General features: G+C 61.5%; 19 protein-coding genes. 10 read left to right on the top strand and 9 right to left on the bottom strand.

Annotated elements, in window-relative coordinates:
• Window positions 1-579, bottom strand: a complete 579-nt coding sequence (gene petA / locus ACIQUH_RS06070) for a ubiquinol-cytochrome c reductase iron-sulfur subunit (protein WP_196379203.1) — start codon at window positions 577-579, stop codon at window positions 1-3.
• A 309-nt stretch (window positions 580-888) separates the two neighbouring features.
• Between petA and ACIQUH_RS06065 the strand changes: the two genes are divergently transcribed.
• Window positions 889-1821 (top strand): endonuclease/exonuclease/phosphatase family protein, encoded by a 933-nt coding sequence (locus ACIQUH_RS06065; protein ID WP_400813162.1) that lies wholly within the window; start codon window positions 889-891, stop codon window positions 1819-1821.
• 176 nt (window positions 1822-1997) lie between these two features.
• Here ACIQUH_RS06065 and ACIQUH_RS06060 read toward each other — a convergent pair whose 3' ends face one another.
• The 4 genes from ACIQUH_RS06060 to ACIQUH_RS06045 form a co-directional block, all read right to left on the bottom strand.
• Window positions 1998-3911 carry a methyl-accepting chemotaxis protein gene (locus ACIQUH_RS06060; RefSeq protein ID WP_400813161.1) on the bottom strand — a complete coding sequence of 638 codons (1914 nt, stop codon included), beginning with the start codon at window positions 3909-3911 and terminating at the stop codon, window positions 1998-2000.
• A gap of 192 nt (window positions 3912-4103) precedes the next feature.
• Window positions 4104-6044 (bottom strand): ABC transporter ATP-binding protein, encoded by a 1941-nt coding sequence (locus ACIQUH_RS06055; protein WP_400813159.1) that lies wholly within the window; start codon window positions 6042-6044, stop codon window positions 4104-4106.
• A gap of 222 nt (window positions 6045-6266) precedes the next feature.
• Complete coding sequence (locus ACIQUH_RS06050; RefSeq protein ID WP_400813157.1) at window positions 6267-8117, bottom strand: ABC transporter ATP-binding protein; 1851 nt, start codon at window positions 8115-8117, stop codon at window positions 6267-6269.
• A 382-nt stretch (window positions 8118-8499) separates the two neighbouring features.
• Entirely contained in the window at window positions 8500-9375 is an 876-nt protein-coding gene (locus ACIQUH_RS06045; protein WP_400813155.1) for a phosphodiesterase, read from the bottom strand.
• A 236-nt stretch (window positions 9376-9611) separates the two neighbouring features.
• Here ACIQUH_RS06045 and ACIQUH_RS06040 point away from each other — a divergent pair, with 236 nt between their 5' ends.
• Window positions 9612-10097, top strand: a complete 486-nt coding sequence (locus ACIQUH_RS06040) for a tRNA (cytidine(34)-2'-O)-methyltransferase (RefSeq protein WP_400813154.1) — start codon at window positions 9612-9614, stop codon at window positions 10095-10097.
• Between the two features lie 174 nt (window positions 10098-10271).
• Entirely contained in the window at window positions 10272-11924 is a 1653-nt protein-coding gene (locus tag ACIQUH_RS06035; RefSeq protein WP_400813152.1) for a Na/Pi cotransporter family protein, read from the top strand.
• A 7-nt stretch (window positions 11925-11931) separates the two neighbouring features.
• Here the strand turns inward: ACIQUH_RS06035 and ACIQUH_RS06030 are convergent, their stop codons facing one another.
• Complete coding sequence (locus ACIQUH_RS06030) at window positions 11932-12207, bottom strand: hypothetical protein (RefSeq protein WP_080790104.1); 276 nt, start codon at window positions 12205-12207, stop codon at window positions 11932-11934.
• 131 nt (window positions 12208-12338) lie between these two features.
• On the opposite strand from ACIQUH_RS06030, the gene hemF reads away from it, so the two are divergent.
• From hemF to ACIQUH_RS06015, 3 genes are all read left to right on the top strand, one after another.
• The gene (gene hemF / locus ACIQUH_RS06025; RefSeq protein ID WP_400813151.1) at window positions 12339-13250 is read left to right on the top strand and encodes an oxygen-dependent coproporphyrinogen oxidase; all 912 of its coding nucleotides are present in this window, start codon (window positions 12339-12341) and stop codon (window positions 13248-13250) included.
• A gap of 122 nt (window positions 13251-13372) precedes the next feature.
• Window positions 13373-13639 (top strand): hypothetical protein, encoded by a 267-nt coding sequence (locus ACIQUH_RS06020; protein WP_400813150.1) that lies wholly within the window; start codon window positions 13373-13375, stop codon window positions 13637-13639.
• 142 nt (window positions 13640-13781) lie between these two features.
• A complete protein-coding gene (locus tag ACIQUH_RS06015) occupies window positions 13782-13967 on the top strand; it encodes a DUF1059 domain-containing protein (protein WP_004442982.1) in 186 nt (61 codons plus the stop codon).
• Between the two features lie 332 nt (window positions 13968-14299).
• On the opposite strand, the gene ACIQUH_RS06010 is transcribed toward ACIQUH_RS06015, so the two are convergent.
• From ACIQUH_RS06010 to ACIQUH_RS06000, 3 genes are read right to left on the bottom strand one after another with little or no spacing between them, the layout of a single operon-like run.
• Window positions 14300-15556 carry a CCA tRNA nucleotidyltransferase gene (locus ACIQUH_RS06010; protein ID WP_400813147.1) on the bottom strand — a complete coding sequence of 419 codons (1257 nt, stop codon included), beginning with the start codon at window positions 15554-15556 and terminating at the stop codon, window positions 14300-14302.
• Window positions 15553-16194, bottom strand: coding sequence for an NUDIX hydrolase (locus tag ACIQUH_RS06005; RefSeq protein WP_400813450.1), 642 nt, complete (start codon window positions 16192-16194; stop codon window positions 15553-15555). Before ACIQUH_RS06005 ends, ACIQUH_RS06010 begins: the two co-directional genes overlap by 4 nt.
• 11 nt (window positions 16195-16205) lie before the next feature.
• On the bottom strand, window positions 16206-16835 hold the full coding sequence (locus tag ACIQUH_RS06000) for a DUF1285 domain-containing protein (protein ID WP_400813144.1): 630 nt from the start codon (window positions 16833-16835) through the stop codon (window positions 16206-16208).
• A 175-nt stretch (window positions 16836-17010) separates the two neighbouring features.
• Here ACIQUH_RS06000 and ACIQUH_RS05995 point away from each other — a divergent pair, with 175 nt between their 5' ends.
• Genes ACIQUH_RS05995 through ACIQUH_RS05980 form a run of 4 tightly spaced genes read left to right on the top strand, consistent with a single transcriptional unit; the run spans window position 17011 to window position 23865 of the window.
• Window positions 17011-18021 carry a MoxR family ATPase gene (locus ACIQUH_RS05995; RefSeq protein WP_065113889.1) on the top strand — a complete coding sequence of 337 codons (1011 nt, stop codon included), beginning with the start codon at window positions 17011-17013 and terminating at the stop codon, window positions 18019-18021.
• 36 nt (window positions 18022-18057) lie between these two features.
• A complete protein-coding gene (locus tag ACIQUH_RS05990) occupies window positions 18058-18972 on the top strand; it encodes a DUF58 domain-containing protein (protein ID WP_174034300.1) in 915 nt (304 codons plus the stop codon).
• The gene (locus ACIQUH_RS05985) at window positions 18969-21779 is read left to right on the top strand and encodes a DUF4159 domain-containing protein (RefSeq protein WP_400813142.1); all 2811 of its coding nucleotides are present in this window, start codon (window positions 18969-18971) and stop codon (window positions 21777-21779) included. The genes ACIQUH_RS05990 and ACIQUH_RS05985 overlap by 4 nt, the downstream gene beginning before the upstream one ends.
• Before the next feature lies 1 nt (window position 21780).
• Window positions 21781-23865, top strand: a complete 2085-nt coding sequence (locus ACIQUH_RS05980; protein ID WP_400813140.1) for a hypothetical protein — start codon at window positions 21781-21783, stop codon at window positions 23863-23865.
• The last annotated feature ends 52 nt before the right edge of the window (window positions 23866-23917 follow it).

The raw sequence follows: 23917 nt of genomic DNA, 5'->3' as shown, positions 1-23917 counted from the left end.
TTATCCGATCTTGATCACGGTATCGGATGTGAATGCAAATGTCGGGATGGCGAGGTTCTGCGGCGCCGGACCCTTACGTATGCGGCCCGCCGTATCGTAGTGCGAGCCATGGCAGGGACAGAACCAGCCGCCGAAATCGCCGGCCTGGCCGAGCGGAATGCAACCGAGATGGGTACAGGAACCGACCATGACGATCCAGTTTTCCTTGCCCTCGCCGGCGGAGCGGTCGATATCCGTCGCCTGCGCGTCGGCGGCGATGTTGGCATTGCGTGCCACGGGATCTTTCAGATCGCCGAGAGCGACAGCCTTGGCTTCCTCGATTTCCTTTTCCGTGCGGTTGCGGATGAAAATCGGCTTGCCGCGCCACTTGACGGTGAGCGACATGCCCGGCTCGACGGCCGCGACATCCACCTCGATGGAGGCGAGCGCCAGCGTCGATGCATCGGGACGCATCTGGTCAATAAAAGGCCATGCAACGGCTGCGGCACCGACGGCGCCCGCCATTCCCGTCACTAGATAAAGAAAATCGCGACGGGTCGGTTCACCCGAAGCGTCGTGATTGGTTACGTGCTCGCTCACCGCTACACCATCCTCTGCGCTGTTTTTGCCGTAAATCGCATGAGTCCTCCCGCTATGATTTGATCCAGGACAAACTCCGTCCCATCGTCCTGGACACAACTGCGGCATTAAGAAACCGCGTCACTCTGTTTGATCGCAAAATATTGACTGACTTGGCAAGAGCAAAGCACACAAAGCTGCCGTAATTCTGCCTGAGGGGGCCGATTTGGCTCGCATTTTTTCGCCGTCCTTGGCAGGCGGGCAACATTGTGCGCATCCATGCCCCATGTTAGGAGACTTCAAGGGAGAGCTTGGAAAGCAGGGATTCGGATGACGGCGAAGCTCTCTTGCATGGTCTCCACGGCGGTGGCTGCCGTTCTTGTCATCGCCAGCCTGCGCTACCTCACCGATTTCTGGCTTCTCGCCTTCGTCACCAGCTTCCAGCTGCACATCGCCATCGCCTGTATCCTGCTGTCCTGCCTCGTCTTCTGGCTGACGCGTGATGCGGTTTCAGCCGCACTCCTCATCTGGTCGTTCGCGCTCGCCATCCATGCCGTTGCGATGCTGATGGAATTTTCCACATCCGCCACCGCTGCGCCGGGCGCAAAGCCATTTCGGCTGCTGTCTTTCAACATATTGATGGACAATGCCGCCAATGCGGATGCGATTGCCGACGCCATTGTCGAATCGGGCGCGGATGCCGTCTATCTCTTCGAGGCGGCGGCGTTGCAATCGGCCCTGCCGCGCCTTCAGGAAACCTATCCGCACAGGCTCGGCTGTTATACCGGGACACCGACCTGCGATCTCGTAATCCTGTCGAAGCGGCCATTGCTGGAAGGCCGTTTCCACAGCCTCAGCGATCTTCGGCGGGATCGGTTTGCCATAGCCCATATCGACCTCGACGGCACGGAACTGACGCTCGCCGCAGGCCATATTACCAAGCCCTATTTCGACGATTATCATCGCGATGAGCTGGATGAAGTGAGCGAAATTCTCTTTCGCGTCACCGGCCCGCTCATTCTCGCCGGAGATTTCAATTCGGCCAGTATCGCCCCCGACATGCGCGCTTTTCTCTCCGCCAACGATCTGAAGAAAGCGACCTTCGAACCCGCCACATGGCCAACGGAGGCCGGCCGCTTCGGCATCGCCATCGACCACATCTTCGCCCGCGCACCGGCGACGCTGATAAAAACCACCAGACTGCCCGACAGCCTCGGCTCCAATCATTATGGCCTGATGGCGGATTTCATGATCGGCCGCTAGCGTATTTCCAGCAAAGCAAAAACACGCCAGGGGCTCATGCCCGGCGCCGACGGGGCGGGCCTGCGGAAACGGCGACCCGAAGGCCGCCGCTGCCAGTGTATTTTTTGGAAAGCAACTCCGATGTGCCATCCGGCAACGTGATGAAACACGTCAACGTCCGGGCGGCGAAGCGCCCCTCAGGCCTCGGACCATTCCTTTATCGCCGCGGCCTGTCGGCTGCCCCCGAAGGCGGCGGCAATTTTCTGGCCCATGGCGCGCGCCGGTGAGACCCGCGGAATGGCCGCCGGATCGGCGATGGCGACGGCACCGGACTTTTCCTGCAGGATGAATTGCGAAAGAAGCACGTTGAGAGCGCTTGCCTGCGAGGCCAGACTGTCGCTGGCCGCCGTGGTCTGTTCCACCATGGCCGCGTTTTTCTGGGTGCCCTGGTCCATCAGATTCACCGCCGAGCTGATTTCCGAAAGCCCGGTCGACTGTTCCCGCGTGGAGACGACGATGGACGAGACATGCCGGTTGATTTCCCGCACCTCGTCGACGATTCCCGCAAGCGCCTCCCCGGTCTTGCCAACCAGCGTGACACCCTCGCGCACCTGCTCGCCGGAGCGATGGATGAGAACCTTGATCTCCTTGGCGGCATTGGCGGAGCGCTGCGCCAGTTCGCGCACCTCCTGCGCCACCACCGCAAAACCCTTGCCGGCGGCGCCCGCACGGGCGGCTTCCACTCCGGCATTCAGCGCAAGAAGATTGGTCTGGAAGGCGATTTCATCGATGACGCTGATGATATTGCTGATTTCATTGGCGGATTTCTCGATATCCTGCACCGCCAATACCGTTTGCGAGACGATGTGACCGGACGTTTCCGCACTTTCGCGCGCCCGCTCCACGATCCGGCCGGCCTCGGCGGCACGATGGGCCGAATCCTTCACCGCCGTCGTTACCTGTTCGAGCGCGGCTGCGGTTTCCTCGACCGACGAAGCCTGCTGCTCGGTGCGGCGGGAAAGATCGCCCGCCGCCATCAGGATTTCGCCCGCGCCGGCATCGATCGCCCGGGCGTTTTCACCCACCGAGCGCAGCGCCGCCTGCAGCGTGGCGAGCGATTCGTTGAAATCGCCGCGAAGACCGTCGAGCCGGGGCGCGAAGGCCGCGTCGAGACGAAAGGTCATGTCACCCTGCGAAAGCCTCCGCAGCCCCGCGCCGAGGTTTTCGACCACAAAACGAACCTCCTCGGCCTCACGCGCCTTTTCGGCCTCATGCACCAGCCGCTCCCGCTCGCCAAGGCTGCGATTGGCCTCGGTTTCCCGTTCCAGTCGCTCGCGTTCGATGGCATTGTCACGGAAGACGGCAACGGCGGCGGCCATGTCGCCGATCTCGTCCCGGCGGCCGGAATGCGGAATGGCGCTGCCATTGTCGCCTGCGGCCAGACCATTCATGGCGCGGGTAATATCGTCGATCGGACGCGAAATCCGCAGGAAGCTGAAGAGCGCCGCGGCAAGCGCGACCACGGTGGCGACTAACATTGCGCCAAGCGAGATGAAAAAGGCAAATTGCCCGGCGGCTTCCGCCGCCTGATTGTCCGCAAGGCCCCGCTGGCGATTGTCTTCAATCATCTCCTTCATCAGCGCGCCGGCGGCGTTGCCCACCGGCGTCATGCGGGCGGCCAGCGCCCGCACCGTGTCCGCATCGGCGGCTACGATGGCTTTTTTCAGCTCCGCGCCCATGGTCTCGTAATTCGTGACCATACCAGTCAGACGCTGGAATTTTTCAATTGTGGCAGGTAGCCGTATCTGCGCGGCATAGGCGTCAAAGGCTTCTATGCGCTCCTGCTGTGCTTTGAGGATACGCTGGAACAGGGCGTTCCTGGCCTCCGGTGTTTCGGTGTTCATGACCGCCAGATAATTGCGGCGGATGTCATTGAGCCTGTCGCCGAGATCGGCGACGATGAGCGACCGTTCCATGCGACGAACGATATTGCTGGCCTGCTGCTCCATTTCCCCGACCGATCGCATGCTCGCAATACCCTGGGCGACGGAAAAGAGAATGGTGACGCCGAACAAAGCCGGCAAAAGAAAACGAATTCTGACAATATGCATTGTTTTCGACCCAGAGATTGAGCGGCATGTCCACCGCGGTCCTTGCACGCGTTCACGACCAGGTAACTACCGGGAAATAATGAATTTAAGGTTGAATAATATGACATATAACCGTCATATTCGGCAATATTACAACTTTTGATTTTACTTATATAGCCAGCTCGGGAGTTTTCGCCTGTCGCCGCCGCGCGCTCAGACGGCCTCGTCCGCCGCGAGAAAACCGCCCGATTGCCGCGCCCAGAGCTCGGAATAAAGGCCGCCCCGCGAAACCAGCTCGGAATGGCTGCCCTGTTCGACGATGCGGCCCTGATCCATCACGATCAGCCGGTCGAGAGCCGCGATGGTCGACAGGCGGTGGGCGATCGCCAGAACCGTCTTGCCGTGCATCAGCTCGTCCAGATTGCTCTGGATCGCCGCCTCTACCTCCGAATCGAGCGCCGACGTCGCCTCGTCAAGCACGAGGATGGGTGCATCCTTCAACATCACACGGGCAATGGCGATGCGCTGGCGCTGGCCGCCGGAAAGTTTCACACCGCGTTCCCCCACATGCGCATCGAACCCCTTGCGGCCGCGCTGATCTTCGAGCCTGGCGATGAAATCATCCGCCTTGGCGCGGCGCGTCGCCTCCTGCAATTGCGCTTCGGTGGCGTCGGTGCGACCGAACAGGATGTTGTCTCTGATAGAGCGGTGCAGCAGCGACGTATCCTGCGTGACCATGCCGATATGGGCGCGCAGCGATTCTTGGCGGACAAGGGCGATATCCTGCCCATCGATCAGAATGCGGCCTTTTTCGACATCGTAAAACCGCAGGAGCAGATTGACGAGGGTGGATTTCCCCGCCCCGGAGCGTCCGACGATACCCACCTTTTCACCCGCTCTGATATCGAGATTGAGATGGTCGATGACACCATTCGTCCGCCCGTAATGGAAGCTGACATTTTCGAAACGAATGCTCGGCTTTTTGACCTCCAGCACCGTCGCCGTCGGCGCATCCACGAGACCGATCGGCTGCGAGATCAGCTCGGCGGCATTCTGCACCGTGCCGAAATTGCGCATGATGCCGTTGAACTGCGTCATCAACCGACCGAGCAGGAAGTTGAGCCGCAGCACCAGCGCCAGCGTGAAAGCCACCGCACCCGAACTGATCTTGCCGGATAGCCACAGATCGATGCAGAGCGCCGCCATGGAGGTGATCATCACGCCTGATAGCAGCGCCATGGAGGCGCGCACGCCGGTGATGAACCGGGTGAATGTCATGGTCGCATGCTGGAAAATGTCAAAGCCCTGCCGCATGTAGCGGTCATTGGCATCATCGCGCCCGAACAACCGCAGCGTCTGGATATTGCTATAGGCATCCACCATGCGGCCGGAGAGCATTGAGGCGGCTTCCGCCGTCTCCTTGGAATGGTAGCGGATGCGCGGCACGAAATACCGCGCCAGCAACGAAAAGATCGCCACCCAGAGGACAACGACGACCGCAAGCCGCCAGTCCAGCCCGCCGATCAGGAACAGCATGGAAACCGAGTAGATACCGACGAACCAGACACTTTCCATCAGCGAGGTGACGAGATCGCCCGCCGCCTGCCCGCCGGACCAGACCTTGGTGACGATGCGGCCGGAAAAATCATTCTGGAAGAAGGTCAGCGATTGCCGCGCCACATGCATATAGGATTGCCAGCGCACCAGATTGTAGAAACCCGGCGTAATGATCTGCTGATCCACCAGCGCCGTGATCATGGTGACGATAAACCGCACGATGCCGATCAGCACCAGCATGCCGACGAGTTCACCGCCATGGGCGGCAAGCAGGCCCGCCCAGCCCTCTTCCGGTTTCACGGTGGAGAGAATATCCACCAGCCGCCCGACGAACCAGAACAGTGCCGCCTCGATGGCCGCCGTCAGCCCGCCAAGAACCAGCATGGCGAAAAACGGCGCCTTGGCCTGCGCGATATAAAACCAGATGAAAGCGAATGTGCTTTCAGGCGGCCGCAAATCGTCCTTGCGGGCGAAGGGCTTTATCCAGTTCTCGAAATACTCGAAGATGCGGGTAATGACCATGATCCGGATATAGGCGGATTCCCGGAGCGGGAACAGCCGCGGAGGCTTCGGGAAGAGATTATATTTCGGTAACATTCGGGGAATGCAGGAGGGCGGGGAATGTTCCCCGGACTAAGCCGAGGGCAAATCATCCTTTACGCCAAACGTCATCCTCGGGCTTGACCCGAGGATCTAACCACCTGCCCTCATATCTACCGCAGGCAGATGCCGGGGACATGCCCGAGCATGACGGAGAAGGAGTCTAGCCCAGCGGCCACAAGCAAAAAGGGCGGGATCACCCCCGCCCTCTCGCTTTCCTCACTCAGCCGCCACTTCCGCCTCGTGGTCGGCGATGAAGCCGCCGGACTGGCGCCGCCACAGATCGGCATAGATGCCGCCCATCGCCACCAGTTCCGCATGGCTGCCCGCTTCCACGATCCGGCCCTTGTCGAGAATGATGAGCCGGTCCATTTCGGTCAGCGTCGAAAGGCGGTGGGCGATCGCAATCACCGTCTTGCCTTCCATCAGCGCGAACAGATTCTCCTGGATCGCTGCCTCGACTTCGCTATCAAGCGCCGAGGTCGCCTCATCAAGCACAAGGATCGGCGCGTTCTTGAGGAAGACGCGGGCAATCGCAATGCGCTGGCGCTGACCGCCCGAAAGCTTGACACCACGCTCACCCACCTGGGCATCGAGGCCCTGGCGACCATGCATGTCGACAAGCGCTTCGATGAAGTCCCAGGCATTCGCCCGCTTCGCCGCCGCGATCACCTGCTCGTCGGTCGCCTCGGGATGACCATAGGCGATGTTGTCGCGGATCGAACGGTGCAGCAGCGAGGTATCCTGCGTCACCACGCCGATCAGCTCGCGCAGGCTATCCTGCGACACCCTGGAAATGTCCTGCCCGTCGATGGTGATCCTGCCGCCTTCCAGATCATAGAAGCGCAAAAGCAGGTTCATCAGCGTCGTCTTGCCCGCACCGGAGCGGCCGACAAGGCCGACCTTCTCGCCCGGCTTGATGTCGAGCGTCAGCCCGTCGATCACACCCTTGTTCTTGCCATAGTGGAAGCGGACGTTGTCATAGTGGATGGCGCCCTGCGGGGCGGCAAGCTCAGGTGCCTTCGGAACGTCGACGATATCGTGCGGCTTCGTCATCATCGACATGCCGTCATAGACCGTGCCGATATTTTCGAACAGCGACGTGACTTCCCACATGATCCACTGCGACATGCCGTTGACGCGCATGGCAAGGCTTATGGCGATGGCAACCGAACCGGCCGTCACCGAACCCTGCATCCAGAAATAAAGCCCAAGCGCCGCCGTGGAAAACAGCACCACGGCATTGTTGAGGTCGATCAGGATGTTGAAGCCGGAAATCTTGCGCATCTGGCGGTGAACCGTGCCGAGAAACACGTTCATGCCCTCACGCGCATATCTTTCCTCGCGTCCCGCATGGGAAAACAGCTTGATCGTCGAGATATTGGTATAGCTGTCGACGATCCGGCCCGTCATCATCGAGCGCGCATCGGCCTGCTCCTGCGCCAGCCGGCCGAGCTTCGGCACGAAATAAGCGAGGATACCCATATAGATACCGAGCCAGGCCAGCAGCGGAATGACCAGCCGCCAATCCGCCGCCGCGACCATGAACAGCATCGAAACGACGAAGCTGATCGCGTAGACGAAGACGTCGATCACCTTCAGCGCCACTTCACGGATCGCCAGCGCCGTCTGCATCACCTTGGTGGAAACCCGGCCGGCAAACTCGTTGGCGAAGAAGTTCATGGAATGGCGCAGCAGGAAGCGGTGCATTTTCCAGCGCGCGATCATGCCGAAATTGCCGGCAAGCGTCTGGTGCATCGTCATGGTATGGATCGCACCCATCAACGGCAGCAGGAACAGCACCAGCCCCGCCATGACGATCAGATGCCAGCCCTCATCGGCAAAAAACGTCTCGCGATTGGCCGTGGAGAGCCAGTCGACGATATTGCCGAGGAATTTGTAGAGCATGGCTTCCGCAATCGCGATGCCCATCGACATCAGGCCGAGCAGCAGCAGCCACGGCCAGGCGGGCTTCACATAATGCCACAGGAACGGCAGCAATTTCTTCGGCGGCACGGAAGGCGCCGAAGAGGGAAAAGGATCGAGGCGTTTTTCAAACCAGCCAAACATAGTCCAAGCTCCGGCAATCGATCGCTCCATCGTGACATGGTGAGCGGACACAAATATGGCTCACGACGGAACGGAAAAGTCTTTGAACGTGGCCGCAACAGCCACATGGTGAATCAAACTATGGGAAACGCGGCCAGGCCGCGGAGGTATCACCTAAGCCAGCAGACGAACCGCTGGGGCCGGGAGGCGAATACGAATGTCATTTGGCATGAGAACCTCCCTTGGCTGGTGTTGAAGATATGGCCTTGTAGCGCAAAAATTAAGCAATGACCAGCCGGAAAGACACCGACGTTCGCGAAAACTCAAGATTGTGGCGAGTAGCGCAAAAAGGGCGGATTTACCCGCAAAGGTTTCCGCCCGCCTCTGACCGTGAGGTATCGCCTTATTCGGCTGCGTCCTGCGCCCCGGCGCTCTCATATTCCGTGATCAGCTCGGCCATGCCAGCCTGCGTATGACGCTTCAATTCCCGGCGATCGCTGGGCTGCGGCGCGAAGGTGACGGTGAGGCCCGTATCCCTTATCGTGCCGATGGCGAAGGATGCACCGGACAACATGCGCACGCCTTCATGCAGCCACAGCGGATCGGTGGCGAAATGCTGGCCGATGCCGACCACCACGGGAATGCCCTGCCAGTGCGACATGCGGTCATAATGGATATGGCCCGCCAGAATGCCGATGACATCATGTTCGAACAACAGTTCGTCCAGCGCTTCGGTATCGTCAAAGGACAGGGATTCCCACTCCGCCTCGGGACGGTCGAAATCCAGCGCCGGCGCATGGTGCATCACCAGCAGCTTCGGCAGTTCAGGGTGGTTTTCGAGTTCATCCTCGAGCCACTCGATCTGACCGGGTTCGAAAGCGCCGCCGACCTTGCCCGGAACGCTGGTGTCCATGACGATGACATGGATGCCGGCAACGACCTCGGCATGGTCATAAGGCTCGTCCATATCCTCATGACGGTCGAGCATGACAGGGTAGAACCCGTCGCGGCGGTCATGATTGCCGAGCGCGAAAAGCACCGGCACATCCAGTTCCGCCTCGGCCATCAGCCGCTTGAGTTCTTCATAGCTGCCGGCATCGCCCCGGTTGGTCAGGTCGCCACTGACGACGATGAATTCGGGCGGCGGCACCAGCGCCTTGATCTGCGCGAGCGTTTCGGACAGCGTGGCCGAAGTCTCGGAATAGAGATCGTCATCCTGCACCTGCGGATTGCCGATATGCAGATCGGTCAGATGGACGAAATTGACCCGTTCGGACATGGTTTGCTTCCTGTTTAGCTGCACACAGAAATCCCGCCCGAAACCGCCCCGTCGGCGCTTCCGGACCTTTTGATTTATCTGACGATAGGTTGGTTATTGGGTAGCCTGCCTATGTGTCATGCGAATGAAGATCCCGCGGCCGACCGTCTTAAAAAGGGACTTTTCCCAGCCGTATCTGTCACAGGTCATTCACCCGTGATAATCGGTCCGGCATTGCCGAATGCGAAAAGAAGACCATGCCCGATATTTTGCCTGAAACAGGGTCCAACATCCGGATCGCTCTCTACCAGCCGGATATTCCCGGCAATACTGGCACGATCCTGCGGCTAGCGGCGTGCCTTGGCCTTGGCGTCGACATCATCGAGCCGGCCGGTTTCGATATTTCCGACCGCAATCTCAAACGGGCGGGCATGGATTATATCGCGGCGGCGGCGCTGACGCGCCATGTCAGCTGGGACCGTTTCGAGGAATGGCGGGCAACCACCGGCCGCCGCCTCGTTCTCGCCTCCACCAAGGCCGCCCTGTCCTATACGACCGTCACCTATCGCGCCGATGACATCCTGCTTTTCGGCCGTGAAAGCGCCGGCGTGCCTGATCATGTGCATGACAAGGCTGATGCGCGAATCATCATCCCGATGGTGGCCGGACAGCGCTCCATCAACGTCGCCATGTCAGCCGCGATGGTCACCGGCGAGGCCTTGCGCCAGACGGCGTGGTCTTGACCCGCCATCTTTGTAGCCAATTTTTCAGGCAAACATGAAAATTGACCGTTTTTACCGCGAAACTGTCGCAACCTGGCCTGTACCGAAGGCGCTCACGCTCCTATACTGATTAGCCGGACAATAAAAAATCGCTCTCGCCGGGACCATCCGCCGGCGGGTGTGAGGAGACGTCGCATGCAATCCACCATTGTCATCGTCAACCTTCTCGGCGCTGTTGCGCTGCTGCTCTTCGGCCTTGCCCAGGTGAAGGACGGCGTCACCCGCGCCTTCGGCATGAAACTCCGAAGCGTGCTGGCCACCGGCACCCAGAACGGCCCGCGCTCCTTCTTTTCCGGCTTCTTCGCCACCGTCGCCCTGCAAAGTTCGACGGCGACGGCGCTGACGGTCGCCTCCTTCGCCGAACGGGACCTCATCAAGCCGCGCATGGCGCAGGTGGTGCTGCTCGGCGCCAATGTCGGTACCGCCGTTACCGCCTGGATCGTCGCGGCCGGCGTCGAATGGTTGTCGCCGCTATTGATACTGGCGGGCATCATCCTCAAAAAAGGCAGTTCCAATGCCAGACAGGGCGGCGGAACCGCCGTCATCGGCATCGGTCTGATGCTTCTGTCGCTGCATCTTCTGAGTGGCGCGACCGAACCCATGCGCGCCTCGCCGGCACTCGGCGTCTTCATCGGCCTGCTGGACGGCGCATGGCCCGTCGCGCTGATCTTTTCCGCCGTGCTGGCTTTCGTCTCTTCTTCCAGCCTCGCCGTCGTGGTGCTCATTCTGTCGCTGGCCGCCACCGGCACGCTGTCCACCGGACTCATCATCGTCCTTATTCTCGGCGCCAATCTCGGCGGTGCCATTCCGCCCGTCATCGCCACGCTCTCCGGTCCCGCCTCTGCACGGCGCATCACCATCGGCAATCTTGTCGTTCGCACCATCGGCTGCCTGATTGCCATGCCACTTGCCTCCTATGGCGCAACGTATTTACAGCAATTGCCGCTTTCGCCCGCCAAACTGCCTGTTGATGCGCATCTCATCTTCAACGTCATTCTGGCGACACTCGCCTGGCCCTTCTCCGGCCTGATATCCGATTTGATGGCGAAGCTGGTTCCCGGCGATCCGAAGGCAGAAGACGGCCCGAATTTCCTCGACCAGCAGGCGCTGGACATGCCGGTCGTGGCGCTTGCCAACGCCACCCGCGAAGTCCTGAGCGTCGGCGACAGCATCGAGCGGATGCTGATCCGCGCCGAAAACGCCTTCAAGCACAATGATCTGGCGCCGCTTCAGGAAGTGTCCCTGCTCGAAAAGAAGGTCGACCGCCGCCAGCAGGAGGTGAAGGTCTATCTTTCCCAGCTGGGCCGCAAGGGACTGACCGACGAGGAAGCGCGCCGTTCGATCGCCATCATCGATTATGCGATCAATCTCGAGCATATCGGCGATATCATCGAAAAGGGCATCTGCGAGCAGATCCGCAAGAAGGTGCTGAACAGCTTCAAATTTTCCGATGACGGTTATGAGGAGCTGAAAACCCTGTTCGACATGACCATCGAGAACCTGCGCGCCGCCCAGAGCATTCTGGTGACCGGCGATTTCGAGCTCGCCCGCCGGCTGATGGAGAGCAAGGTGGATATACGCCGCCTCGAAAAACAATCCTCCAACCGCCATCTGGAGCGGCTGCGCGACGGGCTGGCGGAAAGCATGCAGACCAGTTCGCTGCATCTCGACATGCTGCGGGATTTGAAGCGCATCAACGCCCATATCGTGACGGTGGCGCATCCCATTCTGGATGAAAGCGGCGTGCTGATCGAAAGCCGCCTGCGTTACGCGGAGCCGCGCGCCTGATTCTATTTCAATCGGCAGAGGGCAGACGCCGCATGGTGAATTCGATGCGGTCGCCTTCCAGCTGCCGCCAGCTTTCCACTTCCGTCCAATAGGCGGCCTTGGGAAAGCTGTCGAACCATTCGCGCGCCTTGGCGCGGGCCTCTTCGCGGCCGAGACAGAAGGTCTGGCGCACGAACATGCCGTCGCGCTTTTGTTCACCGCCGGCGCTTTCGCGTTCCCTGCGGTGATTGGCGATCCTGCGCTTCAGCCCGTCAAGGGGCGGCGGTCCGGCAAATTTCGTCATGATATTCACCTCTGGCACCTACATCGATAAAGATAGTGTCGGCACGCCGCCTTGGCGAGTCGAATTTGTGCGCGGCGCAAACACCTGCTAGACGCGGCAGGAAACAGACTTCACCGCAGGAGAAAGACGATATGGAACGGCCAATCTTGCCGAAGGGCTTGCCCGAGGACATCGAAGACAAGAAGGCCGCAGCTGAAGCCTGGTTCCAGCATCTGCGCGACACCATCGTCACCTCCTTCGAAACCCTTGAAAATGAGCTCAGCGGCCCTCTTTCCGATCAGGAGCCCGGCCGTTTCGTGCAGAAAGACTGGCTGCGCGACAATGGTGAAGGCGGCGGCGGCAAGATGTCGATGATGGAAGGTCGCGTCTTCGAGAAGGTCGGCGTCCACACCTCCACCGTCTATGGCGAATTCTCGCCCGAGTTCCGCAAGCAGATACCGGGTGCGGAAGAAGACCCGCGTTTCTGGGCCTCGGGCATTTCGCTCATCGCCCATCCCGTTAACCCCAATGTGCCGGCGGTGCACATGAACACCCGCATGGTCGTCACCACCAGCCACTGGTTCGGCGGCGGTGCCGATCTGACGCCGGTGCTCGGCCGCAGGCGGACGCAGCAGGACCCGGATACCCAGCTGTTCCATCGCGCTTTCGAGATCACCTGCAACCGCCACCCCGTCGCTGACTATCCGCGATACAAGACGTGGTGCGACGAGTATTTTTTCCTGAAGCACCGCAACGAACCGCGCGGCACCGGCGGAATCTTCTTCGACTGGCTGCACCCGCAAGAGGAAAAAGGCGGCTGGGAGGCCAATTTCACCTTCGTGCAGGATGTCGGCCGCGCCTTCAATCTCGTTTATCCGAAGATCGTCCGCGCCAATTTCAACCAGAACTGGACGGAAGAGGACCGTGACGAGCAGCTCATCCGCCGTGGCCGCTATGTGGAATTCAACCTGCTTTACGATCGCGGCACGATCTTCGGCCTGAAGACCGGCGGCAATGTCGAATCGATTCTCTCCTCCCTGCCGCCGGTGGTGCGCTGGCCTTAAAAAACCTCACGCAAATTTGACGCTCATCAGCCATTTCGTCGCAAATAGCGCAAATTAGGACTTATGGAAAAACCAAGGCAGTGGTAGTCTCCTCCCGCAGACGTACTGGAGGAGCTATCGTCATGATTACTTCGAACAGCATGCCTATTTCTGCTTCCCCCGAGGCAGCACCGCAATCCATCGATACCCCCGAATTGATCGACCGCCTGGCAGCTGAAATGCGCGCCACGGGCGATCGCGAACTGCCGCATTCCTTTTATGTCGAACAGGTAAAACGCACGCTGGCCGGAAAGACGGTAAAGCGTGCCGACAATGACGAAATGCCTCGTACAAAAATCCCGGCAGCCGGCACATCCTCTGTTTTCCAGTGCTGGGCAATGCCCGAATAGGGGCCCGAATAAGGGCCCGAATAGGGACCTGAACAGGCTCGGCGGACGCCGCTCCGGAACATAAGCGGCGAACGTTCGTTTCCAGTCGGAGGGACAGCATTCACATCAATGCTGTCCCCCGCTTGAACAGGGAGGCAAGACCATGAGACTGTTTGAATGTGGAACGCTTGTGCCCGGCTGCGCCTGGCACACCCGCGCAGACGACGATGCAGAAGTCGTGCGCCGAACCGTCGAACATATGCGCTCGGCCCATGGCGAAACCGTCATCCGCGAAAACATGATCGAAAACATCAAGGCCCGCATCCGCGACGAGGCGAATGCGGCTTAGCGCATGTCTCCCAAAATCGCCATCGGCTTTGGAAAAAGACATTCGTAAAACAAAGAGTTACAAGGATTTTGACGATTCGAGGCGACCCAAAGATTCGGGCCGATGCCTCGGTTGCGGAGTTTGCGGTTTCCGGTTGCGCTCACCGTCCCTCATCCCTGTGCTCGTCACAGGGATCCAGCCAGCCCAAGTCCTTGGGCTGAAAGGGACTCTCCCGCCGCGCAGACGCGCGCCGGCTGGATTCCTGTGACAAGCACAGGAATGAGGTGGAGGGGGAGGCACTGTCCTGCGAATGCCAAAACGACGAAAACCGAAACGCCGCCACTATTGCGGCTTCAATTACCCAGCAAATCCTTCAGCCGGGCGGTCAGCGCTGCCCGGTCCAGCGAAAAATTGACGTCGATCCACTTTTCCTCGAGGCTTTTCAGCACCTCGCCGACCCTCGGACCGGCTTCGATCCCCGCGGCCATCACATCGGCGCCGCTCAGCGGGAAGCCGGGCTTCTGGAATTTCTCCGCTCTCGCCAGCAGTGTCGAAAAACGCGCAACCTTCTGCATAGCCACATCACCGGCCGAAAGATCGGCACGGGCGGCGGCAAGCGCGAGTTTCAGCCGCGCCTTCACGCCTTCAACGCCCTGACGGTAAAGCAACCGGTCAAGCGCCGTTTCCTTCATGTCGGGGTCGGCGGCGGGCGCGGAGGCCCAATGGGTCAGATACCCCGCTTCGGCCTTCGACAGCCTCAGCCTTGAAGCAAGGGTAGCCAGCCTGTCCCGGTCCGGCGGCACGACGGCGGCAAGCCGCAGCATCGGGTCCACCGCCCAGCCGAGTGCCTGTTCCGTCGCCACCAGCCCGTGAATGGCGTCGATGCCCCATTTTTCCGTTTCGGGAAGAATTTCGGCGAGCACACCCGATTGCCGCATCCAGAGAAGAGCGCGCGAGGGATCACGCGCGGAAAGCAGCTTCTTTACCTCGCTCCACACCCGTTCGGCCGAAAGCGTCGCCAGCTTGTCCTTGGCGCGGGCGCTTGCTCTCAGGCCATCGGCATCCGGACGGCCGGAACCGTAATGGGCAAAGAAACGGAAAAAGCGGAGAATCCGCAGGTAATCTTCCGAAATCCGCGTCGCGGCATCACCGATGAAGCGCACGGTTCCGGTTTTAATATCGGGCAACCCATTGATGAGATCGATGATCTCGCCCGTCTCATCGGCATAAAGAGCATTGATGGTGAGGTCGCGCCGCTCGGCATCGGTCTGCCAGTCGGTGCCGAAAGCCACCTGCGCGTGGCGGCCATTGGTCTCCACATCACGGCGAAGCGTGGTGACTTCAAAACCTTCGCCGTCGATCACCAGCGTCACCGTGCCATGCTCGATGCCGGTCGGCACCACCTTGATACCCGCCGCTTTCGCCCGCTCCACCACCACGTCAGGCGTCAGCGTGGTCGCCATGTCGACATCGACCACCGGCAGATCCATCAGCGCATTGCGCACCGCGCCGCCGACGATCCGCACCTCGCCGCCATCGGCATTCAGAAGCGTAAAGATGCGCCTCAGCGCCGGTTTTTCAAACCAGTCCCGCCCGGCAAGGCTATTCATGTATAAAACCTCTCGTAAATCGTTCGCACGATGCCCGCCGTAATGCCCCAAATATAGCGTTCGCCATAGGGCATTTCGTAGAAAAACCGCTCCTTCCCCTGAAAGATGCGGCTGCCGCGACCGTGATTGGCCGGGTCCATCAGGAAGGACAACGGCACCTCGAAAACCTCGTCCACCTCCGTCGGATTGAGCGTCAGGTCAAAGCCCGGACGGACAACCGACAGCACCGGCTTGATGCGAAAACCCGTCCCGGAAATATAATCCGGCAGGCGGCCGACCGTTTCAACGAAAGACCGCGAAAGCCCGATTTCCTCTTCCGTCTCGCGCAGAGCCGCTTCCTCCGGCGTGCGGTCTTCCGCATCGATGCCCCCGCCGGGAAAGGAAATCTGGCCGGAATGCTTGCGCAGGGTTGCGGTACGCTGCGTAAAGATCACCCGCGCATCATTGCCGTCATCGATAACGGGCACCAGCACGGCGGCATCCTTCAGCTTAATGCCGTTTCCAGACAGCACCACGCCCGGATTGAGCACATGGTCCCCATGCTCCCGCTCGGCCACGCCCTCGCCTTCCTGCAACACCCGGCGGCGGAAGTCGGCGGCAGTAAAAGTCTTGAACCCTGTTGTCGTCACATTCCCCATTGTCGTCATCGTCATTGCGAAAGCCGTTCCAATTCATTGGCGGGCATGACCGGAAAAGTCACCCCGCCCGAGCGCACGGCAAACATGTCGACGCCCTCCACGTCGATCACCTCGCCCAGCGCGACAAGATCATACATCACGGCCCGCGAGATGAGCGCCTCCAGCCTGCCGCGCACCAGAAGATAGGGTTTCAATTCGCGGTTCTCACCGAAAATCTCAAAGCGCAGCGGATGCTCCGGCCCCGCCTCCACCACATCGCCGACATTGGTGCGGAAGGTCAGCAGCGGCTCACCACCCTCCTCCCCCGCCGTCACCTTCATTTCCACCGCGACGAAAGGCGCATCCACCACGCGGATGCCGACTTTTTCCACAGGAGTTACGAGATAGGTCCTGCCGTCCTCATCCTTGCGCAGAACGGTGGAAAACAGCCGCACCAAAGGTGCCCTTCCGATGGGGGTGCCGAGGTAGAACCATGTGCCATCGGCGCGGATTTCCATGTCGAGATCACCGCAAAAAGGCGGATTCCAGCGCTCCACCGGGGCCGGCCCGCGCTTGGCATCGCCGCTCTGTTCGGCGGCGCGGGAAATCATCGCCGCAAGCCCCGCCGCATCATCAGCCGAATTTATCGTCTCCGCTGCCATATTCGAGTCTCGCTTTGCCGATAAGGAAATACTAAGTCACGACATAGTCATTCGAATGGCGCTTGTCAGCGGCCAAGAGAGCAATAAGCTAGATGCAGCGCAAAATCCGCCCCGGTTGGCAACCAGCAAAACCGGGATGCGACTGTGACAGCGGCGAAGGTATGAGGAGAGCGACATGGGCGTGATGAATACCGGCGAAACCCTCGATGAAAAGGCCATCGTCGCCTCGGCCGAAAAGGCGCTTTCCGACATAGCGGCCATCCGCACGGAGGTCTCCAAGGTCATTTTCGGCCAGGAAAAAGTGGTGCAGAACACGCTTCTCGCCATCCTCTCCGGCGGCCATGCGCTGCTGGTCGGCGTTCCCGGCCTCGCCAAGACCAAGCTCGTCACCACGCTCGGCACCGTGCTTGGCCTCGATGCCAACCGCATCCAGTTCACACCGGACCTGATGCCTTCGGACATCCTCGGTTCCGAAGTCATGGATCAGGACGAGAACGGCCGCCGTTCCTTCCGCTTCATCAAGGGTCCGATTTTCGGCCAGCTGCTGATGGCCGACGAAATCAACCGCGCCAGCCCGCGCACGCAGTCCGCACTTTTGCAGGCCATGCAGGAATATCACATCACCATGGCCGGCCAGACCTATGAGCTGCCGAAGCCGTTCCACGTTCTCGCCACCCAGAATCCGCTGGAGCAGGAAGGCACCTATCCGCTGCCCGAAGCCCAGCTCGACCGTTTCCTGCTGCAGGTCGATGTCGGTTATCCCGAGCTTGCCGCCGAACGCCAAATCCTGCTCGACACGACGGGCACCGCCTCCGGCGAAGCACGCGGCGTGATCGGTGCTGAGCGCCTGATGGAAATCCAGGCCCTCATCCGCCAGATGCCGGTCAGCGACAAGGTCGTGGATGCGATCCTTTCGCTCGTCCGTTCCGCCCGCCCCGGCCATGGCAACAAATTGACCGACAAACACGTTGTCTGGGGTCCGGGTCCGCGCGCCGGCCAGTCGCTGATGCTGACGGCCCGCGCCCGTGCGCTCTATGAAGGCAGGCTCGCCCCCTCGCTGGACGATGTCCATGCACTGGCCGAACCGGTGCTGGAACACCGCATGGCGCTGACCTTTGCGGCCCGCGCCGAAGGCATGTCGGTGCGCGATGTGATTGCGGCCCTCGTGGAGCAGGCGAAGAATTAAAAGACGCGTGCCTAACCTTTCGCGAAAGGAGTGCCTGTGGCATCCATCGGCCAGATCGTAGACAAGACGCCGGGTAGCGAAGTTCTGGCGCGCGCGCGCCAGCGTGCCGCACTGGTGCCGGACTGCATGGTCGAGGCAAAACGCATCGCCAACACCGTCACCGCCGGCTGGCACGGCCGCCGCAAACGCGGCATCGGCGAAAATTTCTGGCAGTTCCGCCCCTATGCCGAAGGCGAAAGCCTGTCGCGCATCGACTGGCGGCGCTCGGCCCGCGACGACCATACCTATGTACGCGACCGGGAGTGGGAGGCAGCCCACACCATCTGGCTCTGGGCGGACATGTCGCCGTCGATGATGTTCAAATCCACCCTCGGCTCCGTCTCCAAGGAAAGCCGGGCGCTGGTGCTGATGCTGGCGCTGGCGGAAATCCTGGCGCGCTCAGGCGAACGCATCGGTTGCCCCGGCATCATGGAGCCGGTCTCGGCCAGAAACGCCGCCGAACGGCTGGCCGCCGCCATCATGCACGCGCCGCTGACCACGGGCATGCCGGAAACGGGCATGATCCGTGGCGCGAGCGACATCGTCCTCATCGGCGATTTTCTCGATGATGCGAAAAATGTGATGGAGAAGATTTCGCCGCTCGCCCGGCGCGGCCTGCGCGGCCATGTGGTGGAAATCGCCGATCCGGCTGAAGAAACCTTCCCATATTCCGGCCGTACCGAATTTACCGATCCGGAAACAGGCGAAAAACTGGTTTCCGGCCGCGCCGAGACCATTCGCGAGGATTACACCCGCGCCTATCTCGCAAGACGCGAGGCGCTGTCCTCGTCGCTGCGCCGTCTCGGCTGGAACTTCGTCTTCCACCGCACCGATCATCTGGCTTCCGAGGCGCTTGTGGCCGTTCACATGTATCTTTCCGGCGCGCCGGCACAGGGCGGTGGGCACCGATGAGCGCATTGCCTTTCGTCTTCACCAGCCCCTACATCCTCTTCGGCCTGCTGGCGCTGCCCGCCATCTGGTGGCTGCTGCGGCTCACCCCGCCGCGCCCCAAGGCGGAAGTGTTTCCGCCGCTGAAGATATTGGCGACGGTGCTGAAACGCGAGGAAACACCGTCGAAAAGCCCGTGGTGGCTGACCCTTTTGCGCATGGCGCTTGCCGCCGCCGTAATTTTTGCGCTGGCCGATCCGGTGGTGAACCCGCGCAACAACAGCATCGCCGGCAGCGGCCCGCTGGTGCTGGTGGTCGACAATAGCTGGGCCTCCACGCCCGACTGGGAAAGACGCGTGGCCACCGCACAGGCCCTGATCGGCGATGCGGAGCGGGCCGACCGCCCCGTCTCCATCAGCTTCACCGCCGATGCCGAACATGATGCCGTATCGGGAACGACAGCCGTGGCGCTGGAAAAGCTCGCCGCCGCCAAGCCGAAACCGCTGATGCCGGACCGCGTGCGCACGGCCGAAGCCATCACCGAGGCGCTGAACGGCACGACCCCCGGCACGCTCGCTTATATTGCTGATGGTGTTCAGACCGCGCAGGATGAAAACGCGATGAGAACGCTTGCCAGCCTCTCGCCCGCCGAATTCCGCATCGTGAAGGGCGACGGCAAGGCCATCGCCGCCATTACCGGCGCCACCAACAATGCCGATGCCATGAGCGTCACACTTTCGCGGCTCGACACGGCCGAAGCCGCCCGGCTGACCGTCAATGCGCAGGACAGCCAGGGCCGCATTCTCGCCAATGGCACGGCCAGCTTCGCCCCCGGCGAGGCCGAAACAACGGCAACGGTGGAAGCCCCCTTCGAACTGCGCAACGATTTCGCCCGCCTCTCCCTCGAAGGCGTTTCGACGGCGGGCGCCGTGCATCTTCTGGATGACGGTTTCCGCCGCCGCCGCGTGGCCCTGCTCGCCGGCGAAACCGGCAATGATTTCCAGCCGCTGCTGCAGCCGCTTTATTATATCAGCCGCGCGCTTCAGCCTTTTGTCGATCTCATTCCGCAGCGGCAGGCCGATCTGGCGCAGGCAATCCCGGAAATCCTGCAATCCAACCCGTCGGTCATCGTCATGGCCGATATTGGCCGACTGCCACAGGAAACCTATGAGCCGATGCAGCGCTGGCTTGCAGCCGGCGGCACGCTGATCCGTTTCGCCGGACCACGCCTTGCCGCAGCGCCCGCTGACGATCCGCTGGTGCCGGTGACGCTCCGGCAGGGTGAACGCGCGCTCGGCGGCGCGCTCTCCTGGGCCGAGCCGCAGCCACTTGCCGATTTCCCGAATTTCGGCGCCTTTGCCGGCATGCCGAAGGCCGATGGCATTCTCGTCAAACGCCAGGTTCTGGCCGAACCGACACCCGATCTGGCTGAACGCACCTGGGCCAGCCTTGCCGACGGCACGCCGCTCGTCACAACCCGCACTGTCGAGGCAGGCCGCATCGTGCTGTTCCATGTCAGCGCCGAAGCGAGTTGGTCCGACCTGCCGATATCGGGCCATTTCGTCGACATGCTGCGCCGTATCGTGCAGTTGTCCAAGGCGGGCGGCGCTTCGGCCTCCGCCAATGCCCCGGCCGCAGCCCTGCCCCCGTTCCGCCTTTTGACAGCCGAAGGCGCTCTGTCTGCCGAAATCGGCACTGCTCGGCCGCTGGAAATGCGCGCCGGCCAGCCACCGCGCACCGGTTTCGACAATCCACCCGGCCTTTATGGCACAGAGGATGGTTTCGTGGCTCTCAACCTCCTGCCCGCAGGCGCGACGCTGCGCCCGCTCGACACATCCGTCGCCGGCGTCAGCACCACCAGCGAAGCGCTGATCGGCGAAACCGCGAAATCGCTGCGCCCTGCTTTGTTCATCGCCGCTTTCCTGATGCTGATTGCCGACAGCCTGATCGTGCTCTTCATGAACGGCGCCTTCGCGCGCCTGCCAAAAGCCCGCAGCGCGACAGTTGCCACCCTGTTGCTGGCGCTTGGCGCCTTTGCCGCCATGTCGCCAACCGACGCCCGCGCCGACGATCCAAAACCCGGCGACGAGCAGATTTTCGAGCGGTTGGACGCTACCCATCTCGCTTATGTCCGCACCGGCGAGGATGATGTCGACCGCATTTCCGAGCAGGGTCTCCGGGGTCTCAGCGAATTCCTGACCTGGCGCACTACGCTGGAACCCGGCCAGCCAGTCGGCCTCGATATTTCCAAGGATGAATTGTCCTTCTATCCGATCATCTACTGGCCAGTATCGGCGACGGCCCCCATGCCGTCGAGCGCCGCGATTTCGCGCATCGATGCCTATATGCGCGCCGGCGGCACCGTGCTGTTCGATACGCGCGACCAGTTCTCTTCGCTCGACACCGGTGCGACCAGCCCCAATGGCGAACGCCTGCAGGCGATCCTCGCCAATATCGATATTCCGCCGCTGGAGCCTGTCCCGGAAGACCATGTTCTGACACGGTCCTTCTATCTGCTCACCAATTTCCCCGGCCGTTACAATGGTTCGCCGCTCTGGGTGGAATCGCGACAGGGCGCCGCCAAGACCACCTCGGGCCTCTCCTCTTCCGGTGATGGCGTGACGCCGATCATGATAACGGGCAATGATTTCGCCGGCGCCTGGGCCGTCGATCCGCAGGGGGCGCCGGTTCTGCCCACCGTGCCGCCGGATGAGATGCAGCGCGAACACGCCTTCCGCTCCGGCGTCAACATCATGATGTATATGCTGACTGGCAACTACAAGGCCGATCAGGTCCACGTTCCCGCACTTCTCGAACGGTTGGGGCAGTGACATGACATTGACCTTCGCCCCCTTCCTGCCGTGGATCGTGATCGCCGTTCTGGCCGTCGCCGCCCTCGCGCTTTCCTTCATCGGCCTGTGGCGCGGCGTGCGCGGCGCATGGCTGCGCGGGCTGGCACTTGCCGCCTTGCTGGCTGCCATCGCCAATCCGCTTCTGACGCAGGAGGAGCGCGAGCCGCTCTCCACCATCGTCCCCGTCATCGTCGACCGCTCGCAGAGCCAGGACGTGCAGGACCGGCCGCAAATGACCGATACGGCGCTGGAGACGCTGAAAGACCGGCTCTCCCGCTTCCCGCGTATCGAACCGCGCATCGTCGAAGTGCGCGATAATGGCGAGAGCGATTCGCCCTCGACCCAGCTTTTCTCGGCGCTATCCTCCGCCGTTTCCGATGTCTCGCCATCCCGCGTCGGCGGCGCGATCTTCCTCAGCGACGGCCAGATTCACGACATCCCGAATGCCCTGCCCAATGCCGAACAGGCGCTCGGCTTCCGCGCCCCCGTGCATGGGCTGATCACCGGCAAGGCCGATGAATTCGACCGCCGCATCGAGATCGTCCGTGCCCCGCGCTTCGGCATCGTCAACGAGGAACAGCAGCTGACGCTGCGTGTGTTTGACGACGGCCGCCCCGCAGGCGGTGGCTCGGCGGAAGTGACGGTGAAGATGAACGGCGAAGAAATCGCCACGCTTCAGGCCACACCCGGCCAGCCGACGCCGTTCAGTTTCAAGGTTCCGCGTGGCGGCAACAATGTCATGGAATTTTCCGTCGCCGAGCTTCCCGGCGAAGTGACGGCTGCGAATAACCGCGCCGTTCACCTGATCGAAGGCATCCGCCAGAACCTGCGTGTGCTGCTCGTCTCCGGCGAGCCGCATGCCGGTGAACGCGCCTGGCGTAACCTGCTGAAATCCGACGCCTCGGTCGATCTGGTACATTTCACCATTCTGCGCCCGCCGGAAAAACAGGACGGCACGCCGATCAACGAGCTCTCGCTGATCGCCTTCCCGACCCGCGAATTGTTTGTCGAAAAGATCGAGGATTTCGACCTCATCATTTTCGACCGCTACCAGCATCGCGGCGTGCTGCCGATCCTTTATTACGATTACATCGCCCAATATGTCGAAAAGGGCGGCGCGCTCCTGATCGCAGCCGGGCCGGAACATGCCGGTCAGGATTCGATCGCCATGACGCCGCTCGCCTCCGTGCTACCGGCCCAACCGACGGGTCAGGTGCATCAGGCGGCATTCTATCCCCGCCTTTCGGAAGCGGGCAAGAAGCACCCTGTCACCCGCGGGCTGGATGGATCGGCCAACGAGCCACCGCAATGGGGCCGCTGGTTCCGCACCATCAGCGTCGACCCGCCGCAGGGCCAGACGGTGATGCTGGGCGACGGACAGGACCCGCTGCTGGTGCTGAACCGTCAGGGCGAAGGCCGTGTCGCCATGCTCCTGTCGGATCAGGGCTGGCTCTGGGCGCGTGGTTTTGAAGGCGGTGGCCCGCATGTGGCGCTTTATCGCCGCATCGCCCACTGGCTGATGAAGGAGCCCGAGCTTGAAGAAGAGGCGCTGACGGCGCGGGCCAATGGCCGCACATTGGAAATCACCCGCCAGACCATCGGCGACGATCCCGGTCAGGCCACCGTGCGTTTCCCCTCCGGCAAGACCGAAAACATGGCCTTCACCAGCACCGAGCCCGGTCTTTACAAGATCGAGCGCCGCATGGATGAAACCGGACTGTTCGAGATCAAGAATGGTGATTTCACTACTCTCGTCCATGTCGGCGCGGTGGATGCGCCGGAATTCAAGGCGATGATTTCAACGACCGAAACGCTGAAACCGTTGGCCGACGCCACCAAGGGCAGTGTGCACCGGGTGGCCGATAATTCCGGCCGGATCGCCCTTCCCGATATATTGCCGGTGCGAGGGGACATCAGGGTTGCGGACGAGGACCGCATGCTGATACGCCTGACCGACGAGACGGTGCTGAAAGGCGTCAATACCCTGCCGCTGTTTGCCGGTTTTGCCGGGCTTGGCGCGCTGCTGCTTGCCTTCTCCGCGCTCTGGTGGCGTGAGGGCCGGTAAAGGCGCTTCGACCCGGCGGCAGCGCCGGAATTCTCCGTCTCCGATTGAAACT

The sequence above is a fragment of the Agrobacterium sp. NPDC090283 genome (assembly GCF_044769685.1).
Classification (GTDB): Bacteria; Pseudomonadota; Alphaproteobacteria; order Rhizobiales; family Rhizobiaceae; genus Agrobacterium.
This window is presented reverse-complemented; position numbering and strand designations above follow the sequence as displayed.

What these genes read in the sequence shown, in the direction of transcription:
- ACIQUH_RS06065 (WP_400813162.1), top strand. Translation starts at nt 889, where the DNA reads ATGACGGCGAAGCTCTCTTGCATGGTCTCCACGGCGGTGGCTGCCGTT.
- ACIQUH_RS06060 (WP_400813161.1), bottom strand. Translation starts at nt 3,911, where the DNA reads ATGCATATTGTCAGAATTCGTTTTCTTTTGCCGGCTTTGTTCGGCGTC.
- ACIQUH_RS06055 (WP_400813159.1), bottom strand. Translation starts at nt 6,044, where the DNA reads ATGTTACCGAAATATAATCTCTTCCCGAAGCCTCCGCGGCTGTTCCCG.
- ACIQUH_RS06050 (WP_400813157.1), bottom strand. Translation starts at nt 8,117, where the DNA reads ATGTTTGGCTGGTTTGAAAAACGCCTCGATCCTTTTCCCTCTTCGGCG.
- ACIQUH_RS06045 (WP_400813155.1), bottom strand. Translation starts at nt 9,375, where the DNA reads ATGTCCGAACGGGTCAATTTCGTCCATCTGACCGATCTGCATATCGGC.
- ACIQUH_RS06040 (WP_400813154.1), top strand. Translation starts at nt 9,612, where the DNA reads ATGCCCGATATTTTGCCTGAAACAGGGTCCAACATCCGGATCGCTCTC.
- ACIQUH_RS06035 (WP_400813152.1), top strand. Translation starts at nt 10,272, where the DNA reads ATGCAATCCACCATTGTCATCGTCAACCTTCTCGGCGCTGTTGCGCTG.
- ACIQUH_RS06030 (WP_080790104.1), bottom strand. Translation starts at nt 12,207, where the DNA reads ATGACGAAATTTGCCGGACCGCCGCCCCTTGACGGGCTGAAGCGCAGG.
- hemF (WP_400813151.1), top strand. Translation starts at nt 12,339, where the DNA reads ATGGAACGGCCAATCTTGCCGAAGGGCTTGCCCGAGGACATCGAAGAC.
- ACIQUH_RS06020 (WP_400813150.1), top strand. Translation starts at nt 13,373, where the DNA reads ATGATTACTTCGAACAGCATGCCTATTTCTGCTTCCCCCGAGGCAGCA.
- ACIQUH_RS06015 (WP_004442982.1), top strand. Translation starts at nt 13,782, where the DNA reads ATGAGACTGTTTGAATGTGGAACGCTTGTGCCCGGCTGCGCCTGGCAC.
- ACIQUH_RS06010 (WP_400813147.1), bottom strand. Translation starts at nt 15,556, where the DNA reads ATGAATAGCCTTGCCGGGCGGGACTGGTTTGAAAAACCGGCGCTGAGG.
- ACIQUH_RS06005 (WP_400813450.1), bottom strand. Translation starts at nt 16,194, where the DNA reads ATGGGGAATGTGACGACAACAGGGTTCAAGACTTTTACTGCCGCCGAC.
- ACIQUH_RS06000 (WP_400813144.1), bottom strand. Translation starts at nt 16,835, where the DNA reads ATGGCAGCGGAGACGATAAATTCGGCTGATGATGCGGCGGGGCTTGCG.
- ACIQUH_RS05995 (WP_065113889.1), top strand. Translation starts at nt 17,011, where the DNA reads ATGGGCGTGATGAATACCGGCGAAACCCTCGATGAAAAGGCCATCGTC.
- ACIQUH_RS05985 (WP_400813142.1), top strand. Translation starts at nt 18,969, where the DNA reads ATGAGCGCATTGCCTTTCGTCTTCACCAGCCCCTACATCCTCTTCGGC.
- ACIQUH_RS05980 (WP_400813140.1), top strand. Translation starts at nt 21,781, where the DNA reads ATGACATTGACCTTCGCCCCCTTCCTGCCGTGGATCGTGATCGCCGTT.